Annotated in this window: 23 protein-coding genes; 8 read left to right on the plus strand and 15 right to left on the minus strand. The window is 73.4% G+C overall.

The features are described from left to right. Positions 1-2: 2 nt before the first annotated feature. The 5 genes from J2S41_RS13435 to J2S41_RS13455 all read right to left on the minus strand — a co-directional run bounded on the left by J2S41_RS13435 (position 3) and on the right by J2S41_RS13455 (position 4,932). Positions 3-779, minus strand: a complete 777-nt coding sequence (locus tag J2S41_RS13435; RefSeq protein WP_310367448.1) for an SAM-dependent methyltransferase — start codon at positions 777-779, stop codon at positions 3-5. A gap of 259 nt (positions 780-1,038) precedes the next feature. After that, positions 1,039-1,749 (minus strand): SDR family NAD(P)-dependent oxidoreductase, encoded by a 711-nt coding sequence (locus tag J2S41_RS13440; protein WP_310367450.1) that lies wholly within the window; start codon positions 1,747-1,749, stop codon positions 1,039-1,041. Between the two features lie 11 nt (positions 1,750-1,760). Beyond that, positions 1,761-2,558 carry a helix-turn-helix domain-containing protein gene (locus J2S41_RS13445; RefSeq protein WP_310367453.1) on the minus strand — a complete coding sequence of 266 codons (798 nt, stop codon included), beginning with the start codon at positions 2,556-2,558 and terminating at the stop codon, positions 1,761-1,763. A 2-nt stretch (positions 2,559-2,560) separates the two neighbouring features. Beyond that, positions 2,561-4,171: a hypothetical protein gene (locus tag J2S41_RS13450; protein ID WP_310367455.1), complete on the minus strand. Its 1,611-nt coding sequence runs from the start codon at positions 4,169-4,171 to the stop codon at positions 2,561-2,563. A gap of 38 nt (positions 4,172-4,209) precedes the next feature. Then, complete coding sequence (locus J2S41_RS13455; RefSeq protein WP_310367457.1) at positions 4,210-4,932, minus strand: alpha/beta fold hydrolase; 723 nt, start codon at positions 4,930-4,932, stop codon at positions 4,210-4,212. Between the two features lie 71 nt (positions 4,933-5,003). On the opposite strand from J2S41_RS13455, the gene J2S41_RS13460 reads away from it, so the two are divergent. After that, entirely contained in the window at positions 5,004-6,209 is a 1,206-nt protein-coding gene (locus J2S41_RS13460) for an MFS transporter (protein WP_310367459.1), read from the plus strand. Here J2S41_RS13460 and J2S41_RS13465 read toward each other — a convergent pair. The 8 genes from J2S41_RS13465 to J2S41_RS13500 form a co-directional block, all read right to left on the minus strand. Next, positions 6,187-6,636 (minus strand): hypothetical protein, encoded by a 450-nt coding sequence (locus J2S41_RS13465; RefSeq protein WP_310367462.1) that lies wholly within the window; start codon positions 6,634-6,636, stop codon positions 6,187-6,189. The genes J2S41_RS13460 and J2S41_RS13465 overlap by 23 nt on opposite strands. 89 nt (positions 6,637-6,725) lie before the next feature. Next, positions 6,726-7,535, minus strand: coding sequence for a chemotaxis protein CheB (locus J2S41_RS13470; RefSeq protein WP_310367465.1), 810 nt, complete (start codon positions 7,533-7,535; stop codon positions 6,726-6,728). Positions 7,536-8,131: 596 nt separating this feature from the next. After that, positions 8,132-9,256, minus strand: coding sequence for a DUF6183 family protein (locus J2S41_RS13475; RefSeq protein ID WP_310367467.1), 1,125 nt, complete (start codon positions 9,254-9,256; stop codon positions 8,132-8,134). A 170-nt stretch (positions 9,257-9,426) separates the two neighbouring features. Next, positions 9,427-10,059: a hypothetical protein gene (locus J2S41_RS13480; RefSeq protein ID WP_310367470.1), complete on the minus strand. Its 633-nt coding sequence runs from the start codon at positions 10,057-10,059 to the stop codon at positions 9,427-9,429. A gap of 307 nt (positions 10,060-10,366) precedes the next feature. Next, positions 10,367-11,521, minus strand: a complete 1,155-nt coding sequence (locus J2S41_RS13485; protein ID WP_310367472.1) for a type III PLP-dependent enzyme domain-containing protein — start codon at positions 11,519-11,521, stop codon at positions 10,367-10,369. Next, positions 11,508-13,166, minus strand: coding sequence for an IucA/IucC family protein (locus J2S41_RS13490; RefSeq protein WP_310367474.1), 1,659 nt, complete (start codon positions 13,164-13,166; stop codon positions 11,508-11,510). Before J2S41_RS13490 ends, J2S41_RS13485 begins: the two co-directional genes overlap by 14 nt. Before the next feature lie 70 nt (positions 13,167-13,236). Continuing rightward, positions 13,237-14,832, minus strand: a complete 1,596-nt coding sequence (locus tag J2S41_RS13495) for an IucA/IucC family protein (RefSeq protein ID WP_310367476.1) — start codon at positions 14,830-14,832, stop codon at positions 13,237-13,239. A gap of 213 nt (positions 14,833-15,045) precedes the next feature. Beyond that, positions 15,046-15,828 carry an endonuclease/exonuclease/phosphatase family protein gene (locus tag J2S41_RS13500; RefSeq protein WP_310367478.1) on the minus strand — a complete coding sequence of 261 codons (783 nt, stop codon included), beginning with the start codon at positions 15,826-15,828 and terminating at the stop codon, positions 15,046-15,048. A gap of 166 nt (positions 15,829-15,994) precedes the next feature. On the opposite strand from J2S41_RS13500, the gene J2S41_RS13505 reads away from it, so the two are divergent. From J2S41_RS13505 to J2S41_RS13515, 3 genes are read left to right on the plus strand one after another with little or no spacing between them, the layout of a single operon-like run. After that, on the plus strand, positions 15,995-16,765 hold the full coding sequence (locus J2S41_RS13505; protein ID WP_310367480.1) for a TSUP family transporter: 771 nt from the start codon (positions 15,995-15,997) through the stop codon (positions 16,763-16,765). Positions 16,766-16,772: 7 nt separating this feature from the next. Next, on the plus strand, positions 16,773-17,684 hold the full coding sequence (locus J2S41_RS13510; protein ID WP_310367483.1) for a nucleoside hydrolase: 912 nt from the start codon (positions 16,773-16,775) through the stop codon (positions 17,682-17,684). A gap of 50 nt (positions 17,685-17,734) precedes the next feature. Beyond that, a complete protein-coding gene (locus tag J2S41_RS13515; RefSeq protein WP_310367487.1) occupies positions 17,735-18,169 on the plus strand; it encodes a hypothetical protein in 435 nt (144 codons plus the stop codon). A 10-nt stretch (positions 18,170-18,179) separates the two neighbouring features. Here the strand turns inward: J2S41_RS13515 and J2S41_RS13520 are convergent, their stop codons facing one another. Together J2S41_RS13520 and J2S41_RS13525 are read right to left on the minus strand one after the other, a co-directional pair. Next, positions 18,180-19,007 (minus strand): NAD-dependent epimerase/dehydratase family protein, encoded by an 828-nt coding sequence (locus J2S41_RS13520; protein WP_310367489.1) that lies wholly within the window; start codon positions 19,005-19,007, stop codon positions 18,180-18,182. A 144-nt stretch (positions 19,008-19,151) separates the two neighbouring features. Continuing rightward, positions 19,152-20,594: an Hsp70 family protein gene (locus J2S41_RS13525; RefSeq protein ID WP_310367491.1), complete on the minus strand. Its 1,443-nt coding sequence runs from the start codon at positions 20,592-20,594 to the stop codon at positions 19,152-19,154. A 132-nt stretch (positions 20,595-20,726) separates the two neighbouring features. Here J2S41_RS13525 and J2S41_RS13530 point away from each other — a divergent pair, with 132 nt between their 5' ends. The 4 genes from J2S41_RS13530 to J2S41_RS13545 all read left to right on the plus strand — a co-directional run bounded on the left by J2S41_RS13530 (position 20,727) and on the right by J2S41_RS13545 (position 24,964). Further along, positions 20,727-21,503 (plus strand): glycerophosphodiester phosphodiesterase family protein, encoded by a 777-nt coding sequence (locus J2S41_RS13530; protein WP_310367493.1) that lies wholly within the window; start codon positions 20,727-20,729, stop codon positions 21,501-21,503. Continuing rightward, on the plus strand, positions 21,500-22,867 hold the full coding sequence (locus J2S41_RS13535; protein WP_310367495.1) for an MFS transporter: 1,368 nt from the start codon (positions 21,500-21,502) through the stop codon (positions 22,865-22,867). Before J2S41_RS13530 ends, J2S41_RS13535 begins: the two co-directional genes overlap by 4 nt. A 1,019-nt stretch (positions 22,868-23,886) precedes the next feature. Continuing rightward, positions 23,887-24,243, plus strand: coding sequence for a GntR family transcriptional regulator (locus J2S41_RS13540; protein ID WP_310367498.1), 357 nt, complete (start codon positions 23,887-23,889; stop codon positions 24,241-24,243). A gap of 1 nt (position 24,244) precedes the next feature. Further along, positions 24,245-24,964 carry a DUF8817 family protein gene (locus J2S41_RS13545; protein WP_310367499.1) on the plus strand — a complete coding sequence of 240 codons (720 nt, stop codon included), beginning with the start codon at positions 24,245-24,247 and terminating at the stop codon, positions 24,962-24,964.

Below are 24,964 nucleotides of genomic sequence, written 5' to 3' on the forward strand. Positions count from 1 at the left end.
GGTCAGGGCTTGCGGGCCACGCCGCAGTAGCCGTGCATGACCGGTGGGTTCGTGCCCGGGTCGGGGCGCCACCGTGGGATGGAGACCACGCCCGGCGGGACCGGCTCCAGGCCGTCCAGGTAGCCGGCGATCTGTTCCGGGCTGCGCAGGTTGTACGGGTGGCCGGATTCGTTGGCGCGGCGTACCGCGGTGACGATCCCCTCGTCGGTGTTCGCACCGTCGGAGACGGCCAGGTAGCTGCCGCTGGGCAGGCCCGCGGCCAGGCGGGCGGTGATCCGGCGGGCCTCGTCGTAGTCGGCGATGTTGCCGAGCAGGCCGCACATGACGACCGCGACCGGCTCGGTCAGGTCCAGGGTGCGGGCGGCCTCGCGGAGGATCGCCTCCGGCTCCTCGGCCGCGCGATGCACGTAGTCGGTGGTGCCGGGCGGGCTGCCGGCCAGCAGCGCGCGGGCGTGCGACCGCACCAGCGGGTCCTTGTCCACGTAGACCACCCGCGCGTCCGGCGTGACGCGGCGCGCGACCTCGTGCGTGTTGTTCGCGGCCGGCAGGCCGGCGCCGATGTCCAGGAACTGGCGGACGCCCGCCTCCGCCGCGAGGTATGTCACGGCGCGCACCAGGAACGCCCGCTGCTCGCGGGCGAGCACCACGATGCCGGGGAACGACTCCTTGATCTGGTCGCCCACCGCACGGTCGATCGGGAAGTGCTCGGTGCCGCCGAGCAGATAGTTCCACACACGCGCGCTGCTGACCGTGCTCGAATCGGGTTGCGGCTCCGTCATTCGCGGCCTCCCTCGGCGTCGCCCCGACGCTACCCGACCCACCGGTAGCCGTCGATCTTCTCGCGGTGCCCGTGATCCGGTCGCGCCGGGCCGGCCGGCGGCCCACCGTCCGCGATGGACCACGGAGGTGACCTGATGAACGGATTCGGGCGGCGTGCCGTGCCGCGGGCCGGACTGCCGGGCACGGCACGCCGCTCGGCGGCCTGCCGGAGCTTCCCGGGTACGGCCGCGTGCTGTGCCCGGCACGCCCACCTGAGCGTCAGACGACCAGGCCGCCGGTGGCGCGGATGTTCTGGCCGGTGATCCAGCCGGCGTCCGGGCCGGCCAGCCACGCGACCACGGCGGCGACGTCGTCCGGCGTGCCGACGCGGCCGAGCGCGCCGAACCGGCGGGCCTGCTCCTCGATCAGCGGCCACGGGCCGGTCGCGCGCAGCATGTCGGTGTCGGTCTGGCCGGGGGAGACCGTGTTGACGGTGATGCCGCGCGGGCCCAGCTCGCGCGCGGCGACCGCGGTGAACTGCTCCAGCGCGGCCTTGCTGGCGCAGTAGAGCGCCAGGCCGGGCCCGGCCACCACGGTGTTCAGCGTGGACAGGTTCACGATCCGGCCGCCGTCCGGCATGAGCGCGGCGGCGGCGCGCATCGCCAGCAGCGGGAACCGCGCGTTGATCGCCATCACCCGGTCGAAGTCCTCGCCGGTCAGGTCCGCGATCCGCGCGGCCGGCGCGATCGCCGCGTTGTTGACCAGGATGTCCAGGCCGGACTCGCGGACCGGCGCGAACATGGCCTCCAGCGACGCCGGGTCGGCCTGGTCCGCGCGGACCGCGGTCACCCGCGGCAGATCATGATCAACGGCGGTCCGGCGGTACGTGTAGACGACGCGCGCGCCGAGCCGGGACAGCCGGTGCACGATCGCCCGTCCGATGCCGCGCGAGCCGCCCGTCACCAGGGCGGTCTTTCCGGTGAGCGTCATGTCCGACGACGCTAACGGCGTACCGGCGGCACGTCTTGAAGGATCGCGCACAGCGTGCCGGGAGTGACGCCGGCCAGCGTGCCCGCCTCGCGGGTCAGGTGCGGCTGGTCGGCGTAGCCGGCCCGGGCCGCGGCCGCCGCCGGCGGCAGCCCGCCCGCGAGGAGCCCGATCGCGCGCTGGAACCGGGCGATCCGGGCGATCAGCGCGGGCGACTGGCCGAGGTGGGCGCGGCAGGCCAGCTCCAGCCGGCGCCGGCCGACGTCCAGTTCGGCGGCGACGTCCGCGACCCGCGCGCCGTCGCGTTGCAGGCGCCGCCACGCCGCGTCCGCCAGCGCCTGCCGGTCGTCCGGGAACCGCGGCCGCAGCAGCGAGTCCAGCACCGCCCGGCGCGCGGCCCAGGACGGCGCCGCGGCCACCCGGTCGCGCAGCTCCGCCGCGCGCCCACCGCACACGTCCGCCAGCGGCAGCACCCGGCCGGCGAGTTCCGCGGCGGGCACACCGAGCAGCGCCGGTACGCCACGCGGCGTCAGCGCGACCAGCACGCCGTGCCCCCACAGCGACTCCTCGCAGACGCCGCCGGCGGAGCGCGGCCCGGTGACCACGGTGGTGCCGCACTCCACGTCCACGATGATCGCGGTGGTCGGCAGCGCCAGCATGCGGTGCGCGATCGGCCGCGCGCCGGGCCGGCCGAACCCCGCGTAGCCGGCGACGAACCGCCGCAGCCCCGGATGCGCGCGCCCGACCCGCGGTTCGCACGCGCGCGCGTCCCCGCGCACCGGGATCGAGTGGAGCTGCGGCGGCCCGTCCATCGTCAGTCCTCCGGCTCACCGGTCCGCAACGTGATCCGGTCCAGCCAGAACTGGGCGGCCACCGCGGCGGCCACGACCAGCACCATCAGCGGGACCGGCGTGGTCAGGTGTGCCGCCTCGGGCGTGGGCGCGATCAGCGGGACCGAGGTGAGCAGGTCCATCGTGGTCCACTCCGCGTCCGGCCGCACGTCGAAACCGCGCTGCGACACGTGCCAGAGGTGGTCGTTGACGAACGAGAGGTACACCGCGCCGAACGCCAGCCCCACGGCGGGCAGCACCGGAAGGAACGCGCCCGGCCGCCCGGTGCGCCGCCAGATCTCGCCCTGACCGCGCAGCAGCAGCGTGAACAGCACGAGCGCGGGCACGGACAGCCAGTGCGGCGGCGTCAGCGCGGACAGCACCACGTTCGCGGCCGCCGGCACGCCGTCCAGGTTGATGGCGTTCGCGAACGCGGTCGCGGTGCCGCCGGTCAGCAGCCACGGGGCGAACGGGAGCAGCAGCAGCTCGGAGCGGTCGCCGAGCGGGCGCAGCACGCCGATCGCGACCGCGCCGGCCAGCGCGGTCAGCACGCTCACCAGCGCGCCGGGCAGCGGCGGCAGCCAGGTGCGCAGCGCGATGCCGGTCGTGTCCAGGGTGAGCGGTGCGGGCTCGGCCGGGTCGTCGCCCAGGGCGAAGACGAACGTGCCGGCCAGCGTGCGGAACCAGGGCGCGAGCACGTACCCGGCGAGCGCCAGCACGGCCAGCACCGTGACGCCGAGCACGATGCCGGCGACCAGCCGGTTACCGGGCGGCCCGGCGGCGTCCCCGACCGTCAGCCGGGCCCGGGTGCGGATCAGCAGCCCGACGATGGCCAGCCCGAGCAGGGCCACGACAAGGAAGATCATCACCCAGATCGCGGCGGTGATGTGGGGCAGCAGGTCGGTGAAGGACCAGGCCAGGATCAGCGGCTCGGCGGTGTGCCGTTGCGGGTCGAACTCCCGGCCGTGCGTCAGCATCAGGCCGGTCAGATCTCCGGGGCGGCTCGCGGACCAGAGGTAGTGCGGCGTGAACTGCTGGAGCGCGGAGGCGACCACGGCCAGCACGCCGGTCACGGTGACGACGAGCAGCGCGGGCCCGCTGCGGGCGCCGCGCCAGGCCGCCAGGTACGCGGCGGACGCCCCCGCCACGATCACCGCCAGCGAGCTGAACAGCACGGTCACCCGCAGGTAGCCGGGCAGTCCGAGGTCGGTCCAGCCGAGGTGCTCCGCGAACAGGTACCACGTCACGGCCCCCGCGGCCGGGACGAAGCACGCCAGCGGCAGCACCACCAGGCAGCGGGCGGCCAGGCGGGGTATCCGCCCGGCCCGGCTGCCGGCCCAGCCGAGCGCCGGCCCGGCGACCAGGAACACCAGCAGCGGCAGCAGGGCCAGGGTCAGTCCGAGGCCGAGCGCGCGGCCGAAACCGTACTCGAACGCCGCCGTGTAGCCGCGGACGAGCAGGCTGCCGCTCCGGCCGGGCACGAAGTTGGTCGTGGTGGCGCTGACGTAGACGATCCGGAGCGTCGGCCAGACGAGGCTGGCGAGCCAGGCCAGGACGGCCGGGGCCAGCAGGATCCAGGGGAGTGCACGTTTCACGCGCGGAGGGTATCGGAACCCGCCCGCGCGTGCCGTGCTCAGATCCAGCCGTCCAGGGCGGACAGGAAGTCGGGAAGGCGTCCGTACCAGACGGTGTGGCCGGCGCCGGCCATCGTGCGGACCGTGAGGCCGGCCCGGGTGAGCCGGTCGACGGCGGCGTCGTCCGGCACGTACTCGCTGGGATCGGCCCTGATCAGCAGCGACGGTACGACCGCGACCGGCGCCAGGTCCCGGCCGACCGCGGAGGCGAGCAGCGTCGCGGTGGAGGTGGTGTCCCAGCGCAGCGCGGCCTCGACCTCGTTGAGCGCGTCCCGTTCCGGCCACGACGGCCGGTCGCGGCGCAGCGTCTCCGGCGTGCGGCTCGCCCGGCGCTTCTCCAGGTAGGCGATCGCGGACTCCAGGCCGTGGCCGCCGTCGTCGAGCCGCTGCGGCGGGTCGACGTAGACCGCGCGGGCCGGCCGCAGGCGCTCCACGGCCGCGGCCAGCACCACGCCGCCCAGCGAATGCCCGATCGCCAGCTCGGGCTCCGCCGGTACGGTGCGCAGCAGCAGCTCGGCGGCGTCGCCCAGGGTGAGGCCGCCGTCCGGCGCGGGGGAGCGGCCGTGGCCGGGCAGGTCCGGCGCGATCACCCGGTAGCCCTTCTCGGCCAGCGCGGGGCCGACCTCGTGCCAGGAGGTGGAATCGGTGATCATGCCGTGGATCAGCACGGCGACGCGATCGCCCGATCCCCATTCGCGGGTGTACAGGATCTTCTTCTCCACCCCCGGAAGATTACCGACGGGTACGGCCGGTGCCGGTCGCGCGGTGCGTCGATCGATAGGAAGATCGACGGGTGTTGTGGACGGCGAACTTCACCCGGTACTTCGTGGCCCGCTGCGTCTCCGTGTTCGGCGACGCGATGCTGCTGGTCGCGTCCGCGCTGGCGATCGGCGCCAGCTACGGCGCGACCGGGATCGGCGTGGTGCTGGCCGCGTGGATGGTGCCGTTCCTCGGCTTCATCCTGTTCGGCGGCGTGTTCGCGGACCGGCTCGGCGCGCGTCCGCTGATGCTCGGCGCGGACCTGGTCCGGCTGACCGCGCAGGGCACGGTCGCGGCGGTGTTCCTCACCGGCGTACCGCCGCTGTGGCTCCTGATCCTCTGTTCCGCCGTGAGCGGCGCCGCGACCGCGATGTACCAGCCCGGCGTGAACGGGATCGTGCCGCTGGTGACGGACGACCCGCAGCGCGCGAACGCCACGATCCGGGTGGCGAACGCGATCGCGGAACTGCTCGGCCCCGCGGTCGCCGGCGTGCTGTTCGGCTTCGCCGGCGCCGGCGTGGTCTACGCGGTGGACGCCGCCACGTTCGCGGTCAGCGCGGTGTGCCTGGCGACCGTGCGGACCGGCCGCATCCCCCGGGCCGCACGCGCCTCCATGGCCGCGGACCTGGTCGCGGGCTGGCGCGAGTTCCGCGCCCGGACCTGGCTGTGGAGCGTGATCCTGGTCTGGGTCGCGTTCGGGATCTTCCTGTTCGGTCCGCTGCTGCCGCTCGGCGCGGTGCTGGTCAGCGGCGAGCACGGCGCGCCCGCGTACGGCTGGATGCAGTCCGCGGTCGGTGCCGGCACCATCCTCGGCGGCCTGGCCGCGCTGCGCCTCCGGCCCGCCCGGCCGCTCGCGGCCGGCGCGGTGGCGATGGCCGGCTACCTGCTGCTGCCGCTGGCCATCGCGCTGCACGGCACGCTGCCGGCGCTGCTCGCCGCGGCCGTGGCGAACGGGGGCGCGTGGGCGTTCTGGTCGGTGATGTGGCAGACCAGCGTGCAGACGCGGGTGCCGCCGGACATGCTGAACCGGCTGACCGCGTACGAGGTGCTCGGCTCCGACGGGAGCCTGCCGGTCGGGCAGGCCCTCGCCGGTCCGGTGGCCGGCGCGGTCGGCGCCGAGCGCGTGCTCGGCGCGTCCGTGCTGGTCGGCCTGCTCGGCTGCGCGGCGCTGCTGCTCACGCCCGCGGTGCGCGGGCTGCGCCGGGCCGCGGAGCCGGTCAGCTCTCCGGCTGCAACGTGAAGCAGTCGTCGCCGTCGTTGCCGCCGCCGGTGTCCGGCTCCCAGCGCAGCGCGGACTCCGCCACCACCAGCTGCGCGTAGGCCTCGCCGTCCTCGAGGCAGTCGTCGTGGTCGCGGCCGACCTGGGCGCCCTCCGGGTCGACCCGCCAGAGGCCGTCGGCGGTCAGCTCCACCCGTACGTCGAAGCCCTTGCCCTTGGTCTGCCGGAAGTGCGCCTGCAGCGGCACCACCCACAGCCCGGACGGCTTGCGCTCCACCTGTGCCTGGTCCCCCCGGTCCCCGGTCTCGTCCCAGGCGTCGACGTAGACGGCCGAACCCGGCTTGATCTGCCGCAGCTCGGAGTTGTCAGTGGCACCGCAGGCACCGAGCACCGGCGTGGCCGCCACGGCCACCAGGAGCACGGAGAGGGTGCGCTTGCCGGCAGACATCTCTTCTTTCGCCCTTCGACGGGGGATCTTCGTGATGCCTGCGACGCTAGACGATCAACGCAATCGGTCACGGTTCCGTGGCCGGCGCGTCATCCATCGGCTCCCGGCTCGAAGAACGGCATGACGCGGTCGGCGATCACCTGCGCGGCGTGCAGCGCGCGAGCCGCGCGTGCCCGGGCCTCGGCGGCGACCCCACCGGCCGGGTCCAGCCGTTGCAGGAGGCGTTGCTGGGCGGCGGCGTGGGACTGCAGCCGCGACACCGCGGTCCACAGCGCCTCGTCGATCTCCTCCACGCCGCCGGGCACCCGCGCGGGGGTCCCGGGCGCGACGTCCGTGTCCAGCGCGTCGGCGATCGCCCCGCCCAGCTTGGCGGCCGGCCAGACCGCCGCCCCCGGGACCCGCGCGAGGGTGGCGCGGGGCATGCCGGGGCTCTGGGCCTCCGCCGGGTCCTGCACGAGCACGATTCCACCGGCGGCGGCCACCGCGGCCGCGCCGTCCGCGCCGTCGTGGAGCCGGCCGGACAGCATGACCGCGATCACCCGGTCGCCGCAGACGCCGGCGGCGCTGTGCAGCAACGGGTCGATCGCGGGGCGGGTGTGGTGGACGAGCGGGCCACGGTGCAGGCGCAGCACCCGCCCGGCGGTCAGGACGAGGTGCTGCCCCGGCGGGGCGACGGTCAGCAGGCCGGGCGTCAGCCGCTGCCCGGACACCGCGTAGGCGGCGGGCAGCGGCCCGGCGCGGGCCAGCACGTCGGGCAGCCGGCCGGCCGCGTGCGACCCGGTGTGAACCACGATGATCACGCCGGCCGGCAGTCCGGCGGGCAGTCCGCCCAGCAGCCCGCGCAACGCCTCGAGGCCGCCGGCGGAGGCGCCGATCACGACAAGGTCACTGCCCGGCATCGCGCAGTCCTCTGCTCGGAATGGTGAGCCGGGCGCCGGTCCGGCACCGGCGCCTGGGGCTCACCCCTCAGACTCCCGCCCCCTGCGACCCGGCGACAGACCACCAAACGATGCCGCTGCCCGTCATTAGCCGCGAAACGAAGGGAAGCGACGGCGGGTCCATTGTGCGAAGAGGTCCGGGGACGCGGCCGACGTCACGACGTCGGCCGCGCCGTTTGCCTTACGGCGGCCCTTCTCCCGACCCGGCGCCGGATGTGGGTGGTCCGTCCGGGGGACCGCTGGAAGCCTGCCCTCCCGGAGCGACCGGCGCGGATGCCGAACGGCGTCGCTCCGGGAGGGGGCGGGGGAGTGTGGTCTGCGAGTGAGCCCAGGTTCGGCCGCGGGAGTCACGAGCTGAGGTCAGGAGGTTGTGCCCTGCGGCACAGAGATCAGTCCAGCCTCCTAGGAAGTCGAGCAGAGGTGATCGTCGCTTGCGGCGGGGGACACGTTCCTCTCCAGCGCCCCGGTCAACCGGCTCATCGTCGGCCGCTGCGGGGCTCGCTGGTGGCGCGCGGCTACGTGCGTGTGCGGGCCGAATACGCGCGGATCACGGGACGTCAGTCGGTATCGGTCGCGGCCAGCACGGCCAGGCACCGGTGGCCCGGTGCAAGGGCGGCCAGACCGATGTCCCAGGCCACACGCTCGAACCAGGTCGTGTCGGCGCTGAAGCCGTGCCAGATGCAGTCCCGTACACGAGCCTCGACGTCGTCGACGGGGTCGCCTTCCGGGCTGCCGGCCAGTGCGGCCAGGGACTGCCAGGCAGCCAGCCGGCCGTAGGCGCCGTAGGCACCGGAGTTGTAAGCCCCTCCCGTGGAGGCCGCGGCGAAGAGCACCTGCCATGCCCGAGCCGGCGGATGGACGGCGACCGACAGAGCGGCCCTCTTCCCTGCTCCGTGCAGACATTCCAGCCCCAGCATCAGCAGCGCGTCCGGGACCGATGCGGCGTCCAAGGGGTCCGCGAGGTCGAACACCCGCGCCTCAATGCGCCCGTTGGACTCTTCGGCCCAGTTCGCCACGGCCTTGGACATAGCTGTGGCGACGGCCCGGGTTGTCGTCTCCTCCGCTGACGGGACACGCGCGCCGGAGATCACCGCCAGCTCGCGGCTCTCCGACGGTCCGTACGGCATCGTGTGACTGCTGCCATGGATGCTGTAGCTCGGCAGATCCGCGCTGGCCTCCAGCTCGGAGAGCGTCCGGGGCAACCAGCCCAGAGGGTGATGATTCCAATGCGGCGACGTTGCCCAACCCGCGATCCCCGGTGTCTCCTCGACGGCCACGCCCCTGAGAATCAGTTCCTGGACCAGGCACGCCCGCAGTTCCTCCGAGGCACGGCCGGTGAACGCCGCGGCCAGGTGCGTGGCCTCTTGGCCGGATGCCAGCAGCGAGGCCGTGTAGCGATCCAGCTTCTTACCGGCGACCTCAGCTGAGGAGACCAGCCGCAGCGCCTGGATGACATTGTCGGGACCAGCGGTGGTGGCGAGCAGCCGAAGCAGATGATCGAAGGCGCTTCTGTACTGCCACATCTGCTTGCTGGAGCCGTACTTCCTGGCGAGAGCGATGCCGAGGTCCGCGGCAAAGGCCGCGTCCCCCTGCGCGACGCGGCTGTCGGCCACCGCCCACACGCCGGTGACGTCCGTCAGGTCCGGCAACTCCGTCACGATCTTCTGTATCCGGTCGACCACGGCCCTGAGCCTACGTATCCGTTGGGCCCGTTCGCCGGGTGCCGGCCTCGGCCGTGGCATCCCGCGACACGGTCAACAGCGGTGCCGGGTGGAGCGGGCCGAGCCGGCGGCGGCCGGTAACCGGTCGGACAGTGAGCGAGGCCGCGCAGCGGCGTGGTGTCCGGGCATGGCTATGCCGGCGTGATGACCCCGCCGGGCTTGATTGATACCGTGACGCCGATCTCTTCGGATACGGCCTTGGCGAGCGCTGCATCTGCCTCGGTTCGGCTCTGGGTGGGCGGGTTGATGTACTCGCCGTAGATGACGATGCCGTCGAAGTCGGCTGAGAGGCCGGCGGTCGAGTTGATCGTGAAGTTGGCGAACAGCCCGTGGCCGCTGCGGCCGTCGAGAGCTTTCTGCCCGCGGGTGATGTCGGCCATGCTGTGCTTGCGTTCCTGGATGGTCACGGTGATACCGAGCTGGGCTGCCTTCTCCGTGACGGCCCTCTGCGTCTGGTTCGCTTCGCCGTGCCAGAGCAGGATTGTGGACCCTGCCTGCGCGTCGTTCACCGAGGCGAGGTAACCGTTCGCGTACACGTCGGGTTGGCCGGCGATCCAGGTGTTCAGGTGGGAGAGCCGGTCTTGCATCACGGCGCTGCCGGGCAGCGTGGCGGGTGCGGGCTCGGCGGTCGCGCTGCCCATCACTCCCGCACCTGCGAGCGTGGCCGCGGTCACCACGGCGGTCGCGGTGAACACCGTACGGCGACGCCACCGCTTTGCTGTCGTGGAAGCCGGCGGGTCGTCGGCTGTCTCGTCGAAGGTCATGTTCTTCCCCTATCGAGGTATGGACCGGGCGGGCCGGCAGATGGCGCTCACCATGTGCCGGCCCGCCCGGGATGAGTCGAGCGTTACGAGCAAGCCGCCCGCCTGGGGTCAGCCAGTCACCGGGCCGGTGCCTGGAATGGTGCGGACGATGGTACGCATGCTGGGGAAATAGACGGTCGCGCGGCAGATGCCGCCGCCGTCGCGGACCGAGCCGCACGGTGACACCGCATCAATCCAGCCTCCTAGGAAGGCCAAGCGGGGTGTGACGCCCGGCGCAAGGGCGGGCTGGTGCCCTCGGCACCGAAGATCACACGACGATGAGCTGCGGATGCGGGTGGCGCAGGAAGTCGTGGTGGGAGATGTCCCAGCCGTAGGCGCCGGTGCGCGCGAACACCAGCACGTCACCCACCCGCACCCGTGACACCGGCACGTCGCGCGCCAGCACGTCACGCGGCGTGCACAGCTCGCCCACCGCGTCCACGGACACGCCCTCCACCGACGGGCGGTCGAACGGCCACGGCCACACCTCGTCGCCGTCCATCGGCATGACCGTGAACGGGTGGCTGTACCCCCACGCGGCCGGCAGCCGGAAGTGGTGGGTGCCGCCGCGCAGGACCGCGAACCAGCGGCCGTGCGTGCGCTTGAGGTCGACGACCTCGGCCGCGTACCACCCGGCGTCCGCCGCCAGCAGCCGGCCGGGCTCGAAGACCAGGTCCACCCCCGGCGGTACGGGCACCGCGGCGAGCCGCTCCCGCAGCACGTTCAGGTCGATGGTGGACGGGTCCGTGTACGACACGCCGAGTCCGCCGCCCACGTTGACGTACCGGAGGTCCAGCCCGTGTGCCGCCGCCGTGGCGGCCGACCAGGTGATCGCGCCGGCCACGAACGCGGCGTAGGCGGTGGCGTCCAGCGAGTTGGACACCGCGTGCAGGTGGAAGCCGCGCAGGTCGACCGCGCGCAGCGGCACCGCGAACGCCTCGTCCAGCGCCGCCTCGTCGATGCCGAACGGGGTGGGTGTGCCGGTCATCCGGTGGCTGCCGTCCGGCCCGGCGACCGCGCGGTTGACGCGCAGCGCGGCGGTGGCGCGCAGGCCGAGCCGGGCCGCGATCGCGTCCAGGCGGCGCAGTTCGAGGATGCTTTCGACGTGGATGAGCGCGCCCGCACGTACCCCGTCGTGGAGTTCTTGATCGGTTTTCGCGGGTCCGCCGAAGGCGATCCGGGTGGCGCCGGCCGCGATCGCGAGCGCGAGTTCGCCGCCGGAGGCGACCTCGAGGCCGTCGGTGGCCGCGGCGAGCGTGGCGACGACGTCCGGGTGCCCGTTGGCCTTGACCGCGTAGAGCAGCGTGGCGCCGGGTGGCAGCGCGGCCCGGACGCGTGCGGCGGCGGAGCGGAGCGCGGCGCGGGAGTAGACGTAGGCGCTGACCGGGCGGTCGGCGTGGCGCAGCGCGTCAGCGGGCGTCATGGAGCGGGTTCCGGACCGGGTGGTGGACGTCGCCGGAGCCGGCGAGGCGCATGCGGACCAGCGCCTTGTGCGGTACGAGCGGCGCGGTGAGCCAGGCGTGGTCGTCGGTGGCCGCGGGCACCGGGCGTGGTCCGCGTCGCAGGCCGTCGTAGGTCTCGTCGACGACCGCGCGGACGCGGCGCCAGGCGGCGGGCTCGTCGAGCGCGTGCGAGCGGGTGAGCTGCACGATGATCTCGCCGAGGTGGGCCTGCAGCGCGGTGTAGCCGATCTTGGCGCGCATGGTGCCGGCGTCGTCGGTGGCGGTGACGGAGCCGGGCCACAGCGGCAGGTCGATGCCGGAGGCGGCGAGGCGGGGCCGGTGCAGGCGCAGGCCGGCGAAGTCGCGCAGGACGAGCCGGTGCGGGCGGCCGTGCCGGAACGTGGGCAGGCAGTTCTGCAGGTGGGCCTCGAGCGCGATGCCGTGCCGGGCGGCGAGCCGCAGCAGCGGTGGCAGCAGCAGCCGGGCGTAGTCCTCGACGAAGTCGAGTGCGCTGCCGGGGTACGCGTCCGCGAGCCCGGCGAGGACGGTGCGGCCGGTGTCCGGGTCGGTGGCGGCGAGCGCGCTGCCCGGTACGACGGTCTCGCCGTCGGTGAGCCGGCCGTGGATGCCGTCGCGGAGGATGGCGGCGAGGTCGCGTCCGGCCGCGGGGACGGCCGCGCCCGCGGTCTCGGCGAGCAGCAGCAGGCGGTGCCCGTCCGGGTCGTCCGCGACGAGCGTGTGCAGCAGCCGGGAGAGCGCGGGCCCGTTCTGGGTGCTGGCCACGGAGATGCTGCGCCGGGTGGAGGTGACCAGGATGTCGAGCGAGACCTTGAGGTAGTGGCGGGTGCCGCCGGGTGCGGGCGGGAGCAGCACGGTGCGCAGCGCGGCGGTGGGTGCGACCGGGATCTCGCCGTCGAGCGGGCGGAGCGTGTCGTCGTCGAGCAGGCGGGCGTGCCGGTGGCGGACGATGGCGTCCCACTGCCAGGCGTGTACGGGCTGGGTGGCGTACCCGGGTGGGGCGTCGGGGAAGCCGGGGTGGGTCACCTCGCCGGTGAGCCGGTCGCGGCGGACCGCGACGAAGCGGAGCGCGGTGCCGGGCGTCTCCAGGTCGTGGGCGAGCAGGTCGGGGACGTCCCAGCCGAGCCGGGTGCGGCCGCACGGGTGCAGGTTGTGCCCGGTGATGGCGAGCCGTTCGTGGGCGAGCGCGGTCTCGTCGGCGTCGGCGGGCCGGATGACGGCGCGGGGGCGGGCGAACGCGACGGCGAGGTTGGCGGTGGCGTCGGCGAGTTCCGCGGCCAAGGCCCAGGCGCCCGTGTCGAGCAGTGCCTGCGGGAGCAGCGCGACCGGGTCGTCGGGGACGTCGGCCGGGTCGGGTTCGACGCGGTCGAAGCCGTGCCGGGTGCCGCGCCCGGCGTGGCGGGCGCGGGCGTCGCCGATGTCCTCGCGGATGAGCGCGCCGAGCAGGCGGGTGCCGACGGTGCGCGCGGCCTCGGGTATCGCGTCGCGGAACGCGGGCAGCAGGGCGGGTGCGGCGGCGGTGAGGCCCGCGGTGGTGTGCGCGATCGCGTCGGTGAGCGTGACCGGGGCGAGGGCGCAGAGGTGGTGGCCGCGCTGGGCGGTGGTCATGCCGGACCGCCCTCGACGTCGCGGTTCCGGCGTGGTCGGCGCTGAGCCGATGATTCGCTCGCAAGCTCGTTCATCGCAGTCCGTTCATGGGGTTGTCGAGGTGGGTCCACACGTCGTCGAGCGGGTCCGCGGCCAGGCGCATGGCGGTGGTGGCCTTGAGCGGCAGCGGTGCGTCGAGCAGCCGGGCGGCGTCGCCGGCCGCGCCCGGCCCGAGCCGGGCGTAGGTGTCGTGGGCGGCCGCGGCCACGTGGCGCCACAGTCGTGAGGGTTCGATGTCGTGGGTACGGGTGAGGACCGCGATCTGTTCGGCGAGTGTGCCGGAGATCGCGGCGGCGAGGAGTTTGGTGCGCAGCTGGTCGGGGTCGTCGGTGCCGAGGTCGCCGTGGAGCGTGGGTACGCCGAGCGAGAAGCCGTCGTGGTCGCGCAGCCGGGCCGGGCTGATCCGGACGCCGCCGAGGTCGCGGTAGAGGAGGCGGGTGGGTACGCCGTCGCGGAGCGCGACCAGCGTGTTCTGCCCGTGTGCCTCGAGTGCGGCGCCGCGGTGCAGCATGACCAGCAGCGGCGGGAGGACGGTGGCGGCGAGCCGGGCGAGGAACGCCTCGGGGTCGCCGGCGAAGCCGGTGTCGATCGCGTCCTGTTGCAGCGCGGGCTGGGCGAGCGCGGCGAGCGGCAGGATGACCTCGCCGGGTGCCTGGCGGGGTGCCTCGCGGGCGAGGTAGGCGAGGCTGCGGCTGGGTTCGCCGTCGACGAGGACCGCGCCGGCGAACGTCTCGCGGAGGATGGTGAGGCCGGACAGGTCGGTGGCGAGCGTGTGCAGCAGCACGGAGACGATCGGGCCGTTGCGGACCGCGGCGGGGGAGACGGTGCGGACGGCGGAGGTCATCTGCACGTCGACCGCGGTCTTGAGGTGCTGGCTGCGGCGGCCGACCGGGGCGAGCGTGCGCAGCGACATGAGCGGGCGGGCGGGCCGGGTGCGTCCGGTGGGGCGCAGCTCGGGGTGCCGGTCGAGGACGTGGTCGCGCTGCCAGGGGTGGACGGTGAGGATCGGGGGTCCTTCGCCGTACCAGCGGTCGTCGGGCACGCGGATCTCGGCGAGCTCGACGATGGTGCGGTGCTCGGGCGCGTACGCGAGGACCTCCTCGGTGGAGAGCCCGATGCGGGTGCGGCAGCAGGGGTGGATCGGGTGTCCGTCGACGACGGACTGTTCGGCGGTGGCGAGCCCTTCCGGGTCGTCGGCGAGCTGTTTCAGCGTCGGGGTGGGGTGGGCGTCGGCGCGGGCGAGCGCGAGGTTGGCGACGGAGTTGGCGAGTTCGGCGCGGAAGCGCGCGTCCATGCCGGTGATCCGCGCGAGGTGGACCGGATCGGTGATCGTCCCGTCGGGTCCGTGGAGGTCCGCGGCCTGCTGCGCGAACGGCGCGGTGGCCGCGCGGGAGCCGTCGAGCGTGCCGCCGCCGGGCAGGGTGACGGTGAGCCGGTCGCCGCGCGGGGTGCGGGCGCCGAGGCCGGGGATCGGTTCGCGGGCGATGGCGCCCCAGAGCCGGGTGAGCACCGCCGCGTGTGCGCCGGGCAGCGCGGCGTCGTAGGCGGCGACCAGGTCGGGCCGCAGCCGTCCGAGGTCGTCGCGGGTCTGTGCCGCGTCCGGCGCGGTCGTGTGCGCGCTTGTCATCGCCTGTTGCCCCCTGTCACCCGTCCCGCCCGCCATTTTCGACCCGTCCCCGCCCGCCGACCCGCGCGGCCCCACCCCTCTCAACCTAGCGTCCTAGGACGCGTTACGGGGTGTGCGCCCGGACACGCCGGCGACGGAAACGCATGCCCATACGGACGGCGCAGAGCGCCGACTGCCCCCAAAAAAAGCAGGTGCTTTGCCTTGGTGCTGGGGTTACTGGCCCGGTGAGGCGAGGTGGACGACGAGCGGGCGGTGGTCGGAGACGGGTACGTCGGGGGTGTCGACGCGCAGGACGCGGCCGAGTCCGCCGGTGTCGCGGGGGTCGAGGAGGACGTGGTCGAGCTGGAGTTGTGGTGCGGGGCTGGGGTAGGTGGGGGTGCGGGCGAGGGTCTTCCAGCGGGTCATGCGGGCGACGACGGCGGCGGGGAGGTTGAGGTCGCCGGTGAGGAGGCGGGGTGCGGGCATGGTGCGCAGGGCGCGGATGGCGGCGCGGAGTTGGAGGAGGTTCCAGCCGGGGACGAAGGAGAGGTGGGTGGTGGCGACGGTGATGGTGCCGCCCCAGGGTGGGGTGATGACGGCGGCGAGGAGGACGCGGGGTTCGTCGCGGATGAGCATGGGTTTGGGGGTGAAGATCGGGGAGCGGACGGGTGCGGCGGGGAGGCGGATGATGCGCCAGCGTTGGACGGGCCAGCGGGAGACGAGGCCGATGCCGTAGTTGGGTTCGTCGGCGCCGTCGTCGTCGTGGGTGAGGGGGCGGAAGCCTTCGCCGGGGGTGCCGACGACCGCGGCGGCGAAGCGGTGGTGGGTGGCGCCGGTGGCGTCGGCGGCGAGGACGGTCAGGTCGAGGTGGTGGCTGCGGGTTTGGGCGCGGTCGACTTCCTGGAGGCCGAGGATGTCGGCGTCGAGGGTTTTGATGGCGTCGGTGAGGCGGGTGGCGTCGACGGTGCCGTCGCGGAGCGAGCGGCCGTGCAGGAGGTTGTAGGTGGCGAGGCGCACTCCTGTCACGGTAAGGGGTGTGTGGTGCCGGTCCCTGGCGGTCGGCGGTGGTGGGCGCGGGTACGGTGGCGTCCGTGCTGGTTAAAGCCCTGTTCTGCATAGCTGTGGTGTTTGTCGCCGGTGCGGTCGCCGGCTGGTGGTTGCGGTCGCGGCGGGGGCTGTAGCGGTGGATGCGGGTCAGATCGCGGTGTTGCTGGTGGCGGCCGCGGCGGCGGGCTGGGTCGATGCGGTGGTGGGTGGTGGCGGGTTGTTGCTGCTGCCGGCGTTGATGATCGCGGCGCCGGGGTTGCCGCTGGCGACGGCGCTGGGGACGAACAAGTTGGCGGCGATCGCGGGGACGGCGACGGCGGCGGTGACGTACGCGCGCCGGACGAAGATCGACTGGTGGGTGGCGGGTCCGGCCGCGGGTGGTGCGGTGGTGCTGTCCGGGGTGGGTGCGGTGCTGGCGGGGAGTGTGCCGGCGTCGGCGTACCGGCCGGTGGTGTTGGGGGTGCTGGCGGGGGTGGCGCTGTTCGTGACGTTCCGGCCGCGGATGGGTGTGACGGCGGAGCCGGAGAAGCGGACGCGGTTGCGGGCGGCGCTGGTGGTGGCGGTCGCGGGTGGGTTGATCGCGTTCTATGACGGGATGATCGGGCCGGGGACGGGGACGTTTCTGGTGTTGGCGTTCACGGCGATCGTGGGTGCGGATTTCGTGCACGCGTCGGCGATGGCGAAGATGGTGAACGCGGGTACGAACCTGGGTGCGCTGGTGGTGTTCGGGTGGGGCGGGAACGTCTTCTGGGCGCTGGGTGCGGCGATGGCGGTCTGCAACATCGTGGGTGCGACGGTGGGTGCGCGGATGGCGTTGAGTCGTGGTTCCGGGTTCGTGCGGGTGGTGTTGCTGGTGGTGGTGCTGGCGCTGCTGGTGAAGTTGTCGTGGGACCAGTGGCTGTCATGATGTGCCGATGAGGCCGCTGCTGATCGACTGTGATCCGGGTATCGACGACATGGTGGCGTTGTTGCTGGCGTGTGCGAGCCCGGAGGTGGAGTTGCTCGGGGTGAGCACGGTCGCGGGGAACGTGGGGCTGGAGTTCACGACGCGGAACGCGTTGGACGTGCTGGCGCTGGCGGGGCGGCCGGATGTGCCGGTGGCGGCGGGTGCGGAGCGTCCGCTGGTGGTGGACGGCCTGGCGGCGCATCGGGGTGCGCACGGTGATTCGGGGCTGGGTGGTGCGCGGTTGCCGTCGTCGCCGGCGGGTGCGGTGGACGCGCATGCGGTGCCGTTCCTGGCGGAGGCGATCCGGGGTGCGTCGGCGCCGGTGACGTTGGTGGCGGTGGGTCCGCTGACGAACGTGGCGCTGTTGTACGCGCTGTATCCGGAGGTGGCGGCGTCGCTGGGTCGCCTGGTGGTGATGGGTGGGGCGATCGGGGCGGGGAACATCACGCCGGCGGCGGAGTTCAACGTGTGGGCGGATCCGGAGGCGGCGTACCGGGTGTTGAGTGCGCCGGGGCTGTCGCGGGTGGTGCCGACGACGATGGTGGGCCTGGACGTGACGTTGCGGACGCTGATCGGGGTGGCGGAGGCGGCGCGGTTGCGGTCGGCCGGTGGTGCGGGGGCGGTGGTCGCGGACGCGATCGCGGAGTATGTGCACGGTGCGCCGGGGGACGGTGGAGTGCCGATGCATGACGCGGTGGCGGTGGCGGAAGCGGTGCGGCCGGGTCTGTTGGAGTGCCGTCCGTGCCGGATCGAGGTGGATCACGGGTTCGGTCCGGGGCGGGGGAACACGCTGGTGGACTTCGGGGGTGTGGGCGCGTCGGTGGCGGTGGGTGCGGATTATGCGGCGGTGGCGGCGTTCGTGCTGGGGCGGATCGTCTGATCGGGGTCCCGTTCGTCGGGTGTGATTCACCTTCCGGCAAGATCCATGTTGTGACTTTCGACGCGACCGACGCGGTCCGCGCGCATCTGCGCCGCGTACTGCTGCACAACAGGGACCTGAAACAGCGCCGGCTGGACCGGATCGCCGCGGTGGAGTCGGCCGGGCACCGGATCATCAGCGGTGGGCGGACGCACGGCGCGCAGTGGAGCCTGCACGATTGGCGTACCGGGGAGACGATCGCCTCGGGTGAGCACGGGATCGACGAGTTCGACGAGGTGCGGGAGCGGCTCGATCCGGGGGACGCGTGGGTGCACATCGACGAGATCACGTTCGATCCGGAGCCGTACCGGCCGATCGACGCGGAGGGGTTGCCGGGCGATCTGGGGATCGTGTTGCAGCAGTGGGTGTCGGGGACGGGGACGAGTTCGGCGGCGTTGGCGGCGTTCGTGGGCTGGCCGGTGGAGCGGGTGGAGGAGTGCCGGTGACCGGGGCGGTTCAGCCGGTGAGGAATTCGAGCGCGCCGAACGTGGGGCGGTAGCCGAGGGCGCTGCCGGCCGCGCGGGAGTCGTAGACGCGGTCGATGCTGGCCGGCAGGCGCCAGCCGCGTTCGCGGAACGCGGCGGCGACTCGTGGTGCCCGGGCGGTGATCACGGCGGGTGCGTCGCGGTGCAGGTCGCGGCAGTCGTCGGGGGTGAAGGGGTAGGGGCCGGCGATGTTGTAGACGCCGGTGGCGCCGTCGGTGGCGGCGGCGAGGACGATCGCGGCGGCGACGTCGTGGACGCCGACGGCGCGGTAGAGCAGGTGTCCGGCGAGCACGTGCGGGCGTTCGGGGAAGCAGCGGGCGATTCTGAGGGTGACGTGCGGGATGGGGCCGGTGGCGATGAGGCGTTCGGCGGCGAGTTTGGTGTCGTCGTAGACGTCGCGGGGGCGGGGTGGGAGGTTTTCGTCGACCCAGACGGCGGCGCTGCGGTCGGGGACGAGGGCGCGGCCGTAGACGCTGGTGCTGCTGATGTAGACGATGCGGCGGACGCCGGCGCGGGTGGCCTCGCCGAGGAGGGCGGCGGTGGCGTCGACGTTGACGGCCCAGAACTCGGAGTCGGGGACGGTGCCGAGGTGGGGTGCGTGGAGGGCGGCGACGTGGACGAGCGTGTCGGTGTCGCGGACGGCGTCGGCGCGGATGCGGGGGTCGCGCAGGTCGCCGGGGACGTCGACCCATCGTCCGGGTGCGCGGTCGGTGCCGCGTACCGTCCAGCCCGCCTTGTCCAGTGCTGTTGCGGCTGCCGTGCCTACCAGGCCGGCCGCGCCCGTGACCACCACTCGCATACGTCGATCATCGCAGTTTCGCCGGGGGTCAGTAGTGCGCCATGAGCCGTCTGGCCGGTCCGTCCACGGTGATTGTGCCGCCGTAGGGGAGGACGTACTGCGGGTCGGTGTGCCCGATCGGTCCGGCGCGCAGCCGTGGCCACATCAGTACGTCGTGTAGGCGGTGGGGGTGCTGCCCGGGTCGTCCGTCTCCTCGGCGTCGGGGAGGAGGTAGAGGCAGACGCAGCACAGGATCCAGATGATGTTGATGAGGGCGATCGCCCAGATCCAGCGCGGGTCCTTGTACCACGGCCGCTTCGGCGGGATGCCGGTCATCACGGGCGGGCGCGGCGGCGGAACCGGGCCTTTGTTGACCATCGGTGGGTGCATCACCGGGGGCGGAGGCGCCTGATGCTGGTGCATGACGGGCGGCGGCGGCTGCATGATCGGTGGCCCGGACGTCGGGTAGGCGGGGCTGCCGGTGGAGCCGGGCCGGAACGGCGGTACGGACACCGGGGCCGGCTGCTGCGCGGGCGTCGGCGCGGGCCCGCCGTGGTAGGCGGCGCCCTCGGCGACGACGGTTTCCGGCTGCTCCAGCGTGGTCGGGGCGATCCCGATCCGGTTGTGCAGCAGGCTGGCGACCAGCGGGATGCGGGAGGAGCCGCCGACGAGGAAGACGCCGGCCAGGTGGGTGGGGGCGAGGCGGGCGGCGGCGACGGTTTCCAGCAGCGTGTCGACGGTGCGGGCGAGGTGGGGGCGCAGCAGCGCTTCGAGTTCCTCGCGGGTGACGTGCGCGGAGATGTCCATCGAGGGTACGTGCACGTCGGCGCTGTTGGCCCGGGACAGTGATTCCTTCGCGCCGCGGACGTCGTCGTAGAGGAGGGTGCGCTGGCGGCGCTGGGCGGCGTCGCGGGGTGCGACCAGCGCGTGCCACAGCGGGTTCGCGCCGGCGTCGTAGGCGCGGCCGAGGTGGTCGACGAGGAGTTGGTCGAAGTCGAGGCCGCCGAGGTCGTGCAGGCCGCGCTGGGCGAGGACCTCGAATCCGCCGGGGCCGGCGTGCCGGACCACGGCGGCGTCGAACGTGCCGCCGCCGAGGTCGTAGATGGCCAGCGCGCGGCCGGGCGCGAGGTGCGCGCCGAGCACGGAGGTGTAGTAGGAGGCGGCGGCGACCGGCTCGGCGATCAGGCGCGGCTGCGGCAGTCCGGCCAGGCGGGCGGCCTCGAACAGCGCGGCCCGGCGCCGCTCGCCCCACTGGGCGGGGTGGGTCATGCGCAGTTCGTCCGGGACGCCGCCGAGGTGGCGGGCGGCCTCCTCGCCGACGCGGCGCAGGACGGCGGCGATCAGTTGCGCGACGGGGATCTCGCCGCCGCCGAGCAGGACCGCGCCGTCGTCGATGCGGCGCTTGGGGTTCGGCTCGAACCGGGACGGGTCGTGCAGCGCGGACCGTTCCGCGTCCCGGCCGGTCCGGATCTGTCCGTTACCGTCCAGGTATACGCATGAGGGCAGCAGCGGCGAGGAGTCGAAGACCAGGGCGCGCGCCGGGCCGTTGTTCGCCCGCACCACGGCCACGGTGTTGGAGGTGCCGAAATCGATCGCCAGGACGCGCATCGGGACACCCTAGAACACCAGCGATCATGAGGGTACGCCGGGACAGCGCGGCGTAACCGTCGGCTTCCCGACGCGGGGTCTGTTCACCGTCCGGTCGCCTGCGCGACGGCCGCGAACCGGCATACTGCGCGAGTGGATCACCCGTACCCGTATCTGGACGCGCCCGTGCCGATCGCGTTCGCGCACCGTGGCGGTGCCGCGGACGGCCTGGAGAACACGGCGGAGGCGTTCGGCCGGTCGGTCGCGCTCGGTTACCGGTATGTGGAGACGGACGTGCACGCCACCGCCGACGGCGTCCCGGTGATCTTCCACGATCCGGACCTGCGGCGCCTGACCGGCCGCCCGGAGCGGGTGTCGCAGCTGTCCTGGGCGGATCTGGCCAGTGTGCGGGTGTCCGGCGCGGCGGCCGTACCCCGGCTGGACGAGGTCCTGCACGCGTGGCCGCGGGTGCGGTTCAACATCGACGTGAAGGCCGACGGTGGCGAGGAGCCCACCGTGCGGGTGATCGAGGCGGCCGGGGCGCGGGACCGGGTGCTGCTGGCCAGCTTCTCCGATGCCCGGCTGGCCCGTATCCGGGCGCTGGCCGGCCCGCGGGTGGCCACGTCGATGGGCATGCGCGCGGTCGCCGGGCTGCGGGTGGCGTCGCTGACCGGCCGGCGGATGCGGTTGCCGGAGTCGGTGGTGGCCGCTCAGGTCCCGGTCCGGTACGGGCGGCTGCCGGTGGTCGACGCCCGGCTGGTGCGACACGCGCATGCGCAGGGCTTGCAGGTGCACGTGTGGACCATCGATGATCCGGCGCAGATGCACGCGCTGCTCGACCTGGGCGTGGACGGCATCATGACCGACCGGCTCGACGTGCTCCGTGAAGTGTTCCGCCAGCGTGGCCTGACCTCCTTGGACAATTCATGACTACTGCGGTGATGACGGCCGGCCGGCGGGAGCGGACCGGCTGGTACTTCTACGACTGGGCGATGTCCGCGTTCTCGACCACGGTCATCACCGTGTTCCTGGGCCCGTTCCTGACCAGCGTCACCAAGGTCGCGGCCGGTTGCGAGCTGGGCGCGGACACCTGCGACCGGTACGTGTACCCGCTCGGCATCGAGGTCGCGCCCGGCTCGTACTACCCGTACCTGGTGTCGCTGTCGGTGCTGCTGACCGTGTTCGTGCTGCCGGTCGTCGGGGCGATCGCGGACCGGTCCCGGCACAAGAAGACGATGCTCGCGGTCACCGGGTTCACCGGCGCCGGCGCCACCATCGCCATGGCGTTCGTGACCGGCGACCGCTATCAGCTCGGCGGTGCGCTGTTCGTCCTCGGCAACGTGGCGCTGGGTGCGTCCGTCGTCGTCTACAACTCGTTCCTGCCCCACCTCGGCGGCCCGGACGAACGCGACGGGATCTCCAGCCGTGGCTGGGCGCTCGGCTACCTCGGCGGCGGCCTGCTGCTGGCGCTGAACCTGGTCGCGCTGACCATGTTCGAGAACCCGGACGACCCGCGGTCGACGCTCGACATCGCGCGCTGGTGCATCGTCTCCGCCGGCGTGTGGTGGGCCGTGTTCACGCTCGTCCCGCTGTTCTGGCTCAAGGAGCGCCCGTCCGTCTCCGCCGTCCCCGCCTCCGGCCGCAACGTGCTCCTCGACGGTTTCGTGCAGCTCGGTCACACGATCCGGCAGATGCGCCGCTACCCGCTGACGCTGTTCTTCCTGGCCGCGTTCCTGATCTACAACGACGGCATCCAGACCGTGATCAACCTCGCCAGCCAGTACGGCACCGAGGAGTTGCGGCTGCCCCAGTCCACGCTGATCATCACGATTCTGATCGTGCAGTTCCTGGCGTTCGGCGGCGCGCTGCTGCTCGGCCGGGTCGCGGCCGCGATCGGCGCCTGGAAGACGGTCCTGGCCAGCCTGGTGCTGTGGACGCTGGTCATCCTGGCCGCGTTCTGGCTTCCCGCCGAGGCACCCGTCCCCTTCATGATCCTCGGTGCCTGCATCGGCCTGGTCCTCGGCGGCAGCCAGGCCCTGTCCCGCTCCCTGTTCAGCCAGCTCATCCCGGCCGGCAAGGAGGGCGAGTACTACGGCTTCTACGAGATCAGCGACAAGGGCACCAGCTGGCTCGGCCCGCTGCTGTTCGGCCTGGTCTTCCAGCTCACCAGCAGCTACCGCATCGGCCTGATCAGCCTCCTGATCTTCTTCGTCGCCGGCTTCGCCCTGCTGCTGTTCGTCCCGGTCCGCCGTGCGATCATCGCCGCCGGCAACACCCCACCCAAGCTCCTCTGACGCCCCCGCCCGTGTCCCGCGGCCGGAAGCGGCCACGCTGCCCGCCGGCCGTGGGACACACGGTCGTTCATCGGCCGTCGAGCCTCGGGTGGTGGCGGGGCACAGATTCCTTTCGCGGCTCCCGGCTTCGCGTGCCCGCTTCCGGCGTGGTCGCGGTGCGAACGCTTCCGCGGGGCAACCTCGCGGCGGCTCCGACCGCAAGGCCGGCATCGTGACTCTTACGCTTCGCCTTCGACCTCGGCGCCAACTGGCTCCAGCAGTACGACGACAACATCCTCGCGCGCCTCGCTGAGAAAACTCGCGGGCCGTCCGACCGCAAGGCCGGCATCGTGACCCTTACGGCCGATCGATCACCGGCCGCGTCGTCACCTTGTGAGCCTGACGCGAGGTTGCCGCTCGGCCCGCTCCCAGCCATCCCCGCCGCGGCCCGCTCCGTGACCGCTGGGGCCGATCTACCGCCGGCCGAATCGCCACACTAGGGAGTCCACCGCCACGACGCGGCCGAATCACCAGCGGAATCAGCGTGACCGATAGGGCCGATCTCCCGTCGGCCACACCGTCGCACGGTGCCTTCACCGCCACGACCGGCGGAGCCACCAGCGGACATCGGCGTGACCGAACAGTGTGAACTCGCCGCCACGATCCGCCGAATCACCGGCGGAAATTAGCGTGACCGATGGGACCGATCTCCCACCGGCCGCGTCGTCACAGTGTCAAGCGGGCATCGGCGTGACCGATCGGCGTGAACTCGCAGCCACGATCCGGCCGAATCACCGGCGGAAGTCGGCGTGAGCGATAGGACCGATCTCCCACCGGCCGCGCCGTCACAGTGTCAACTCGCAGCCCGATGGGGCCGAATCGGTCGTGGAAATCAGCGTGGCACATAGAGCCGATCTCCCGTCGGCCGCCCGGTCACGATCGGGATTCGCGGCCGCGATGGGGTGGATGATCAGGGGAAATCGGCGTGGGGGGTGGTGGCGGGACAGCGTGCGGTGGAGTGGTCACGTTAGGGTGCGAGCGTGCGCATCGTCATTGATCCGGGGGCGGACGAGCCGCCGTACGCGCAGATTCGGGATGCGGTCGCCGGCCAGGCGCGGGACGGGATGCTGCCGGCCGGGACGAGACTGCCGGCGGTGCGGGCGCTGGCCGGGGAGCTCGGGCTGGCGGTGAACACGGTGGCGCGCGCCTACCGGGAGCTGGAGCAGGCCGGGCTGGTGGAGACCAGGGGGCGGCACGGGACCGTGGTCACGGCACGTGCGGCGGGGGCGTCGGCGGAGGCGACGCGGCTGGCGGGGCAGTACGCGACCGCGACGCGCGCGCACGGCGTACCGCCGGAACAGGCTCTTGATCTCGCACGGGCGGCGCTGGGACTCTGACGTGGTCGAGGCGAACGAGACCACGGTGCCGGTGCTGCACTGCGTGTCGCCGGAGGAGACGCTCGCGTTCTGGCGGGCGCTCGGGTTCGCGGTCACCTACGAGCAGACGAAACCGTACCTGTACCTGGCGTTCGAGTGGAGCGGGTTCGCGCTGCACTACGGCGACGCGCCGGACGGCGTCGACCCGGCGCGCGAGACCACCGGCGGGTGCCTCGTCATGGTCGATGCCGTCGCCGCCTACCATGCCGCGTTCACCGCGGCGATGCGCGAACACTACGGGAAGGTGCTGTCCAGCGGGCTGCCGCGGATCACCCGGTACCGTCCGGGCGCGTCCCGGTTCACGATCATGGACCCGTCCGGGAACGCGATCATCTTCATCCAGCGGGACGAGCCGGTGAGCCTGGAGTACGGGGGGTCCAAGAAGCTGCACGGGCTGGCCCGCGCGCTCGACAACGCCCGCGTCCTGCGCGAGTTCAAGACCGACGATCGTGCCGCCTATCGCGCCCTCGAGTTCGGCCTGCGCCGCCACGGAGACACCGCCACCGCGGCGGAGACGGCCACCGCGCTGGCCGTCCTGATCGAACTGTCAGCCGCCCTCGACCGGCCCGAGCGGGCACGGCAGTGGGGCGCCCGGCTCGCCGAGCTGACCCTGACCGCCGAGGAGGAGAACCGGGCCCGCGCGGCGGTCGCGGACCCGTCCCTGCTGGACCCGTGGCGGTGA

Origin of the sequence: Catenuloplanes atrovinosus (assembly GCF_031458235.1) — a bacterium.
GTDB classification, from domain to species: domain Bacteria; phylum Actinomycetota; class Actinomycetes; order Mycobacteriales; family Micromonosporaceae; genus Catenuloplanes; species Catenuloplanes atrovinosus.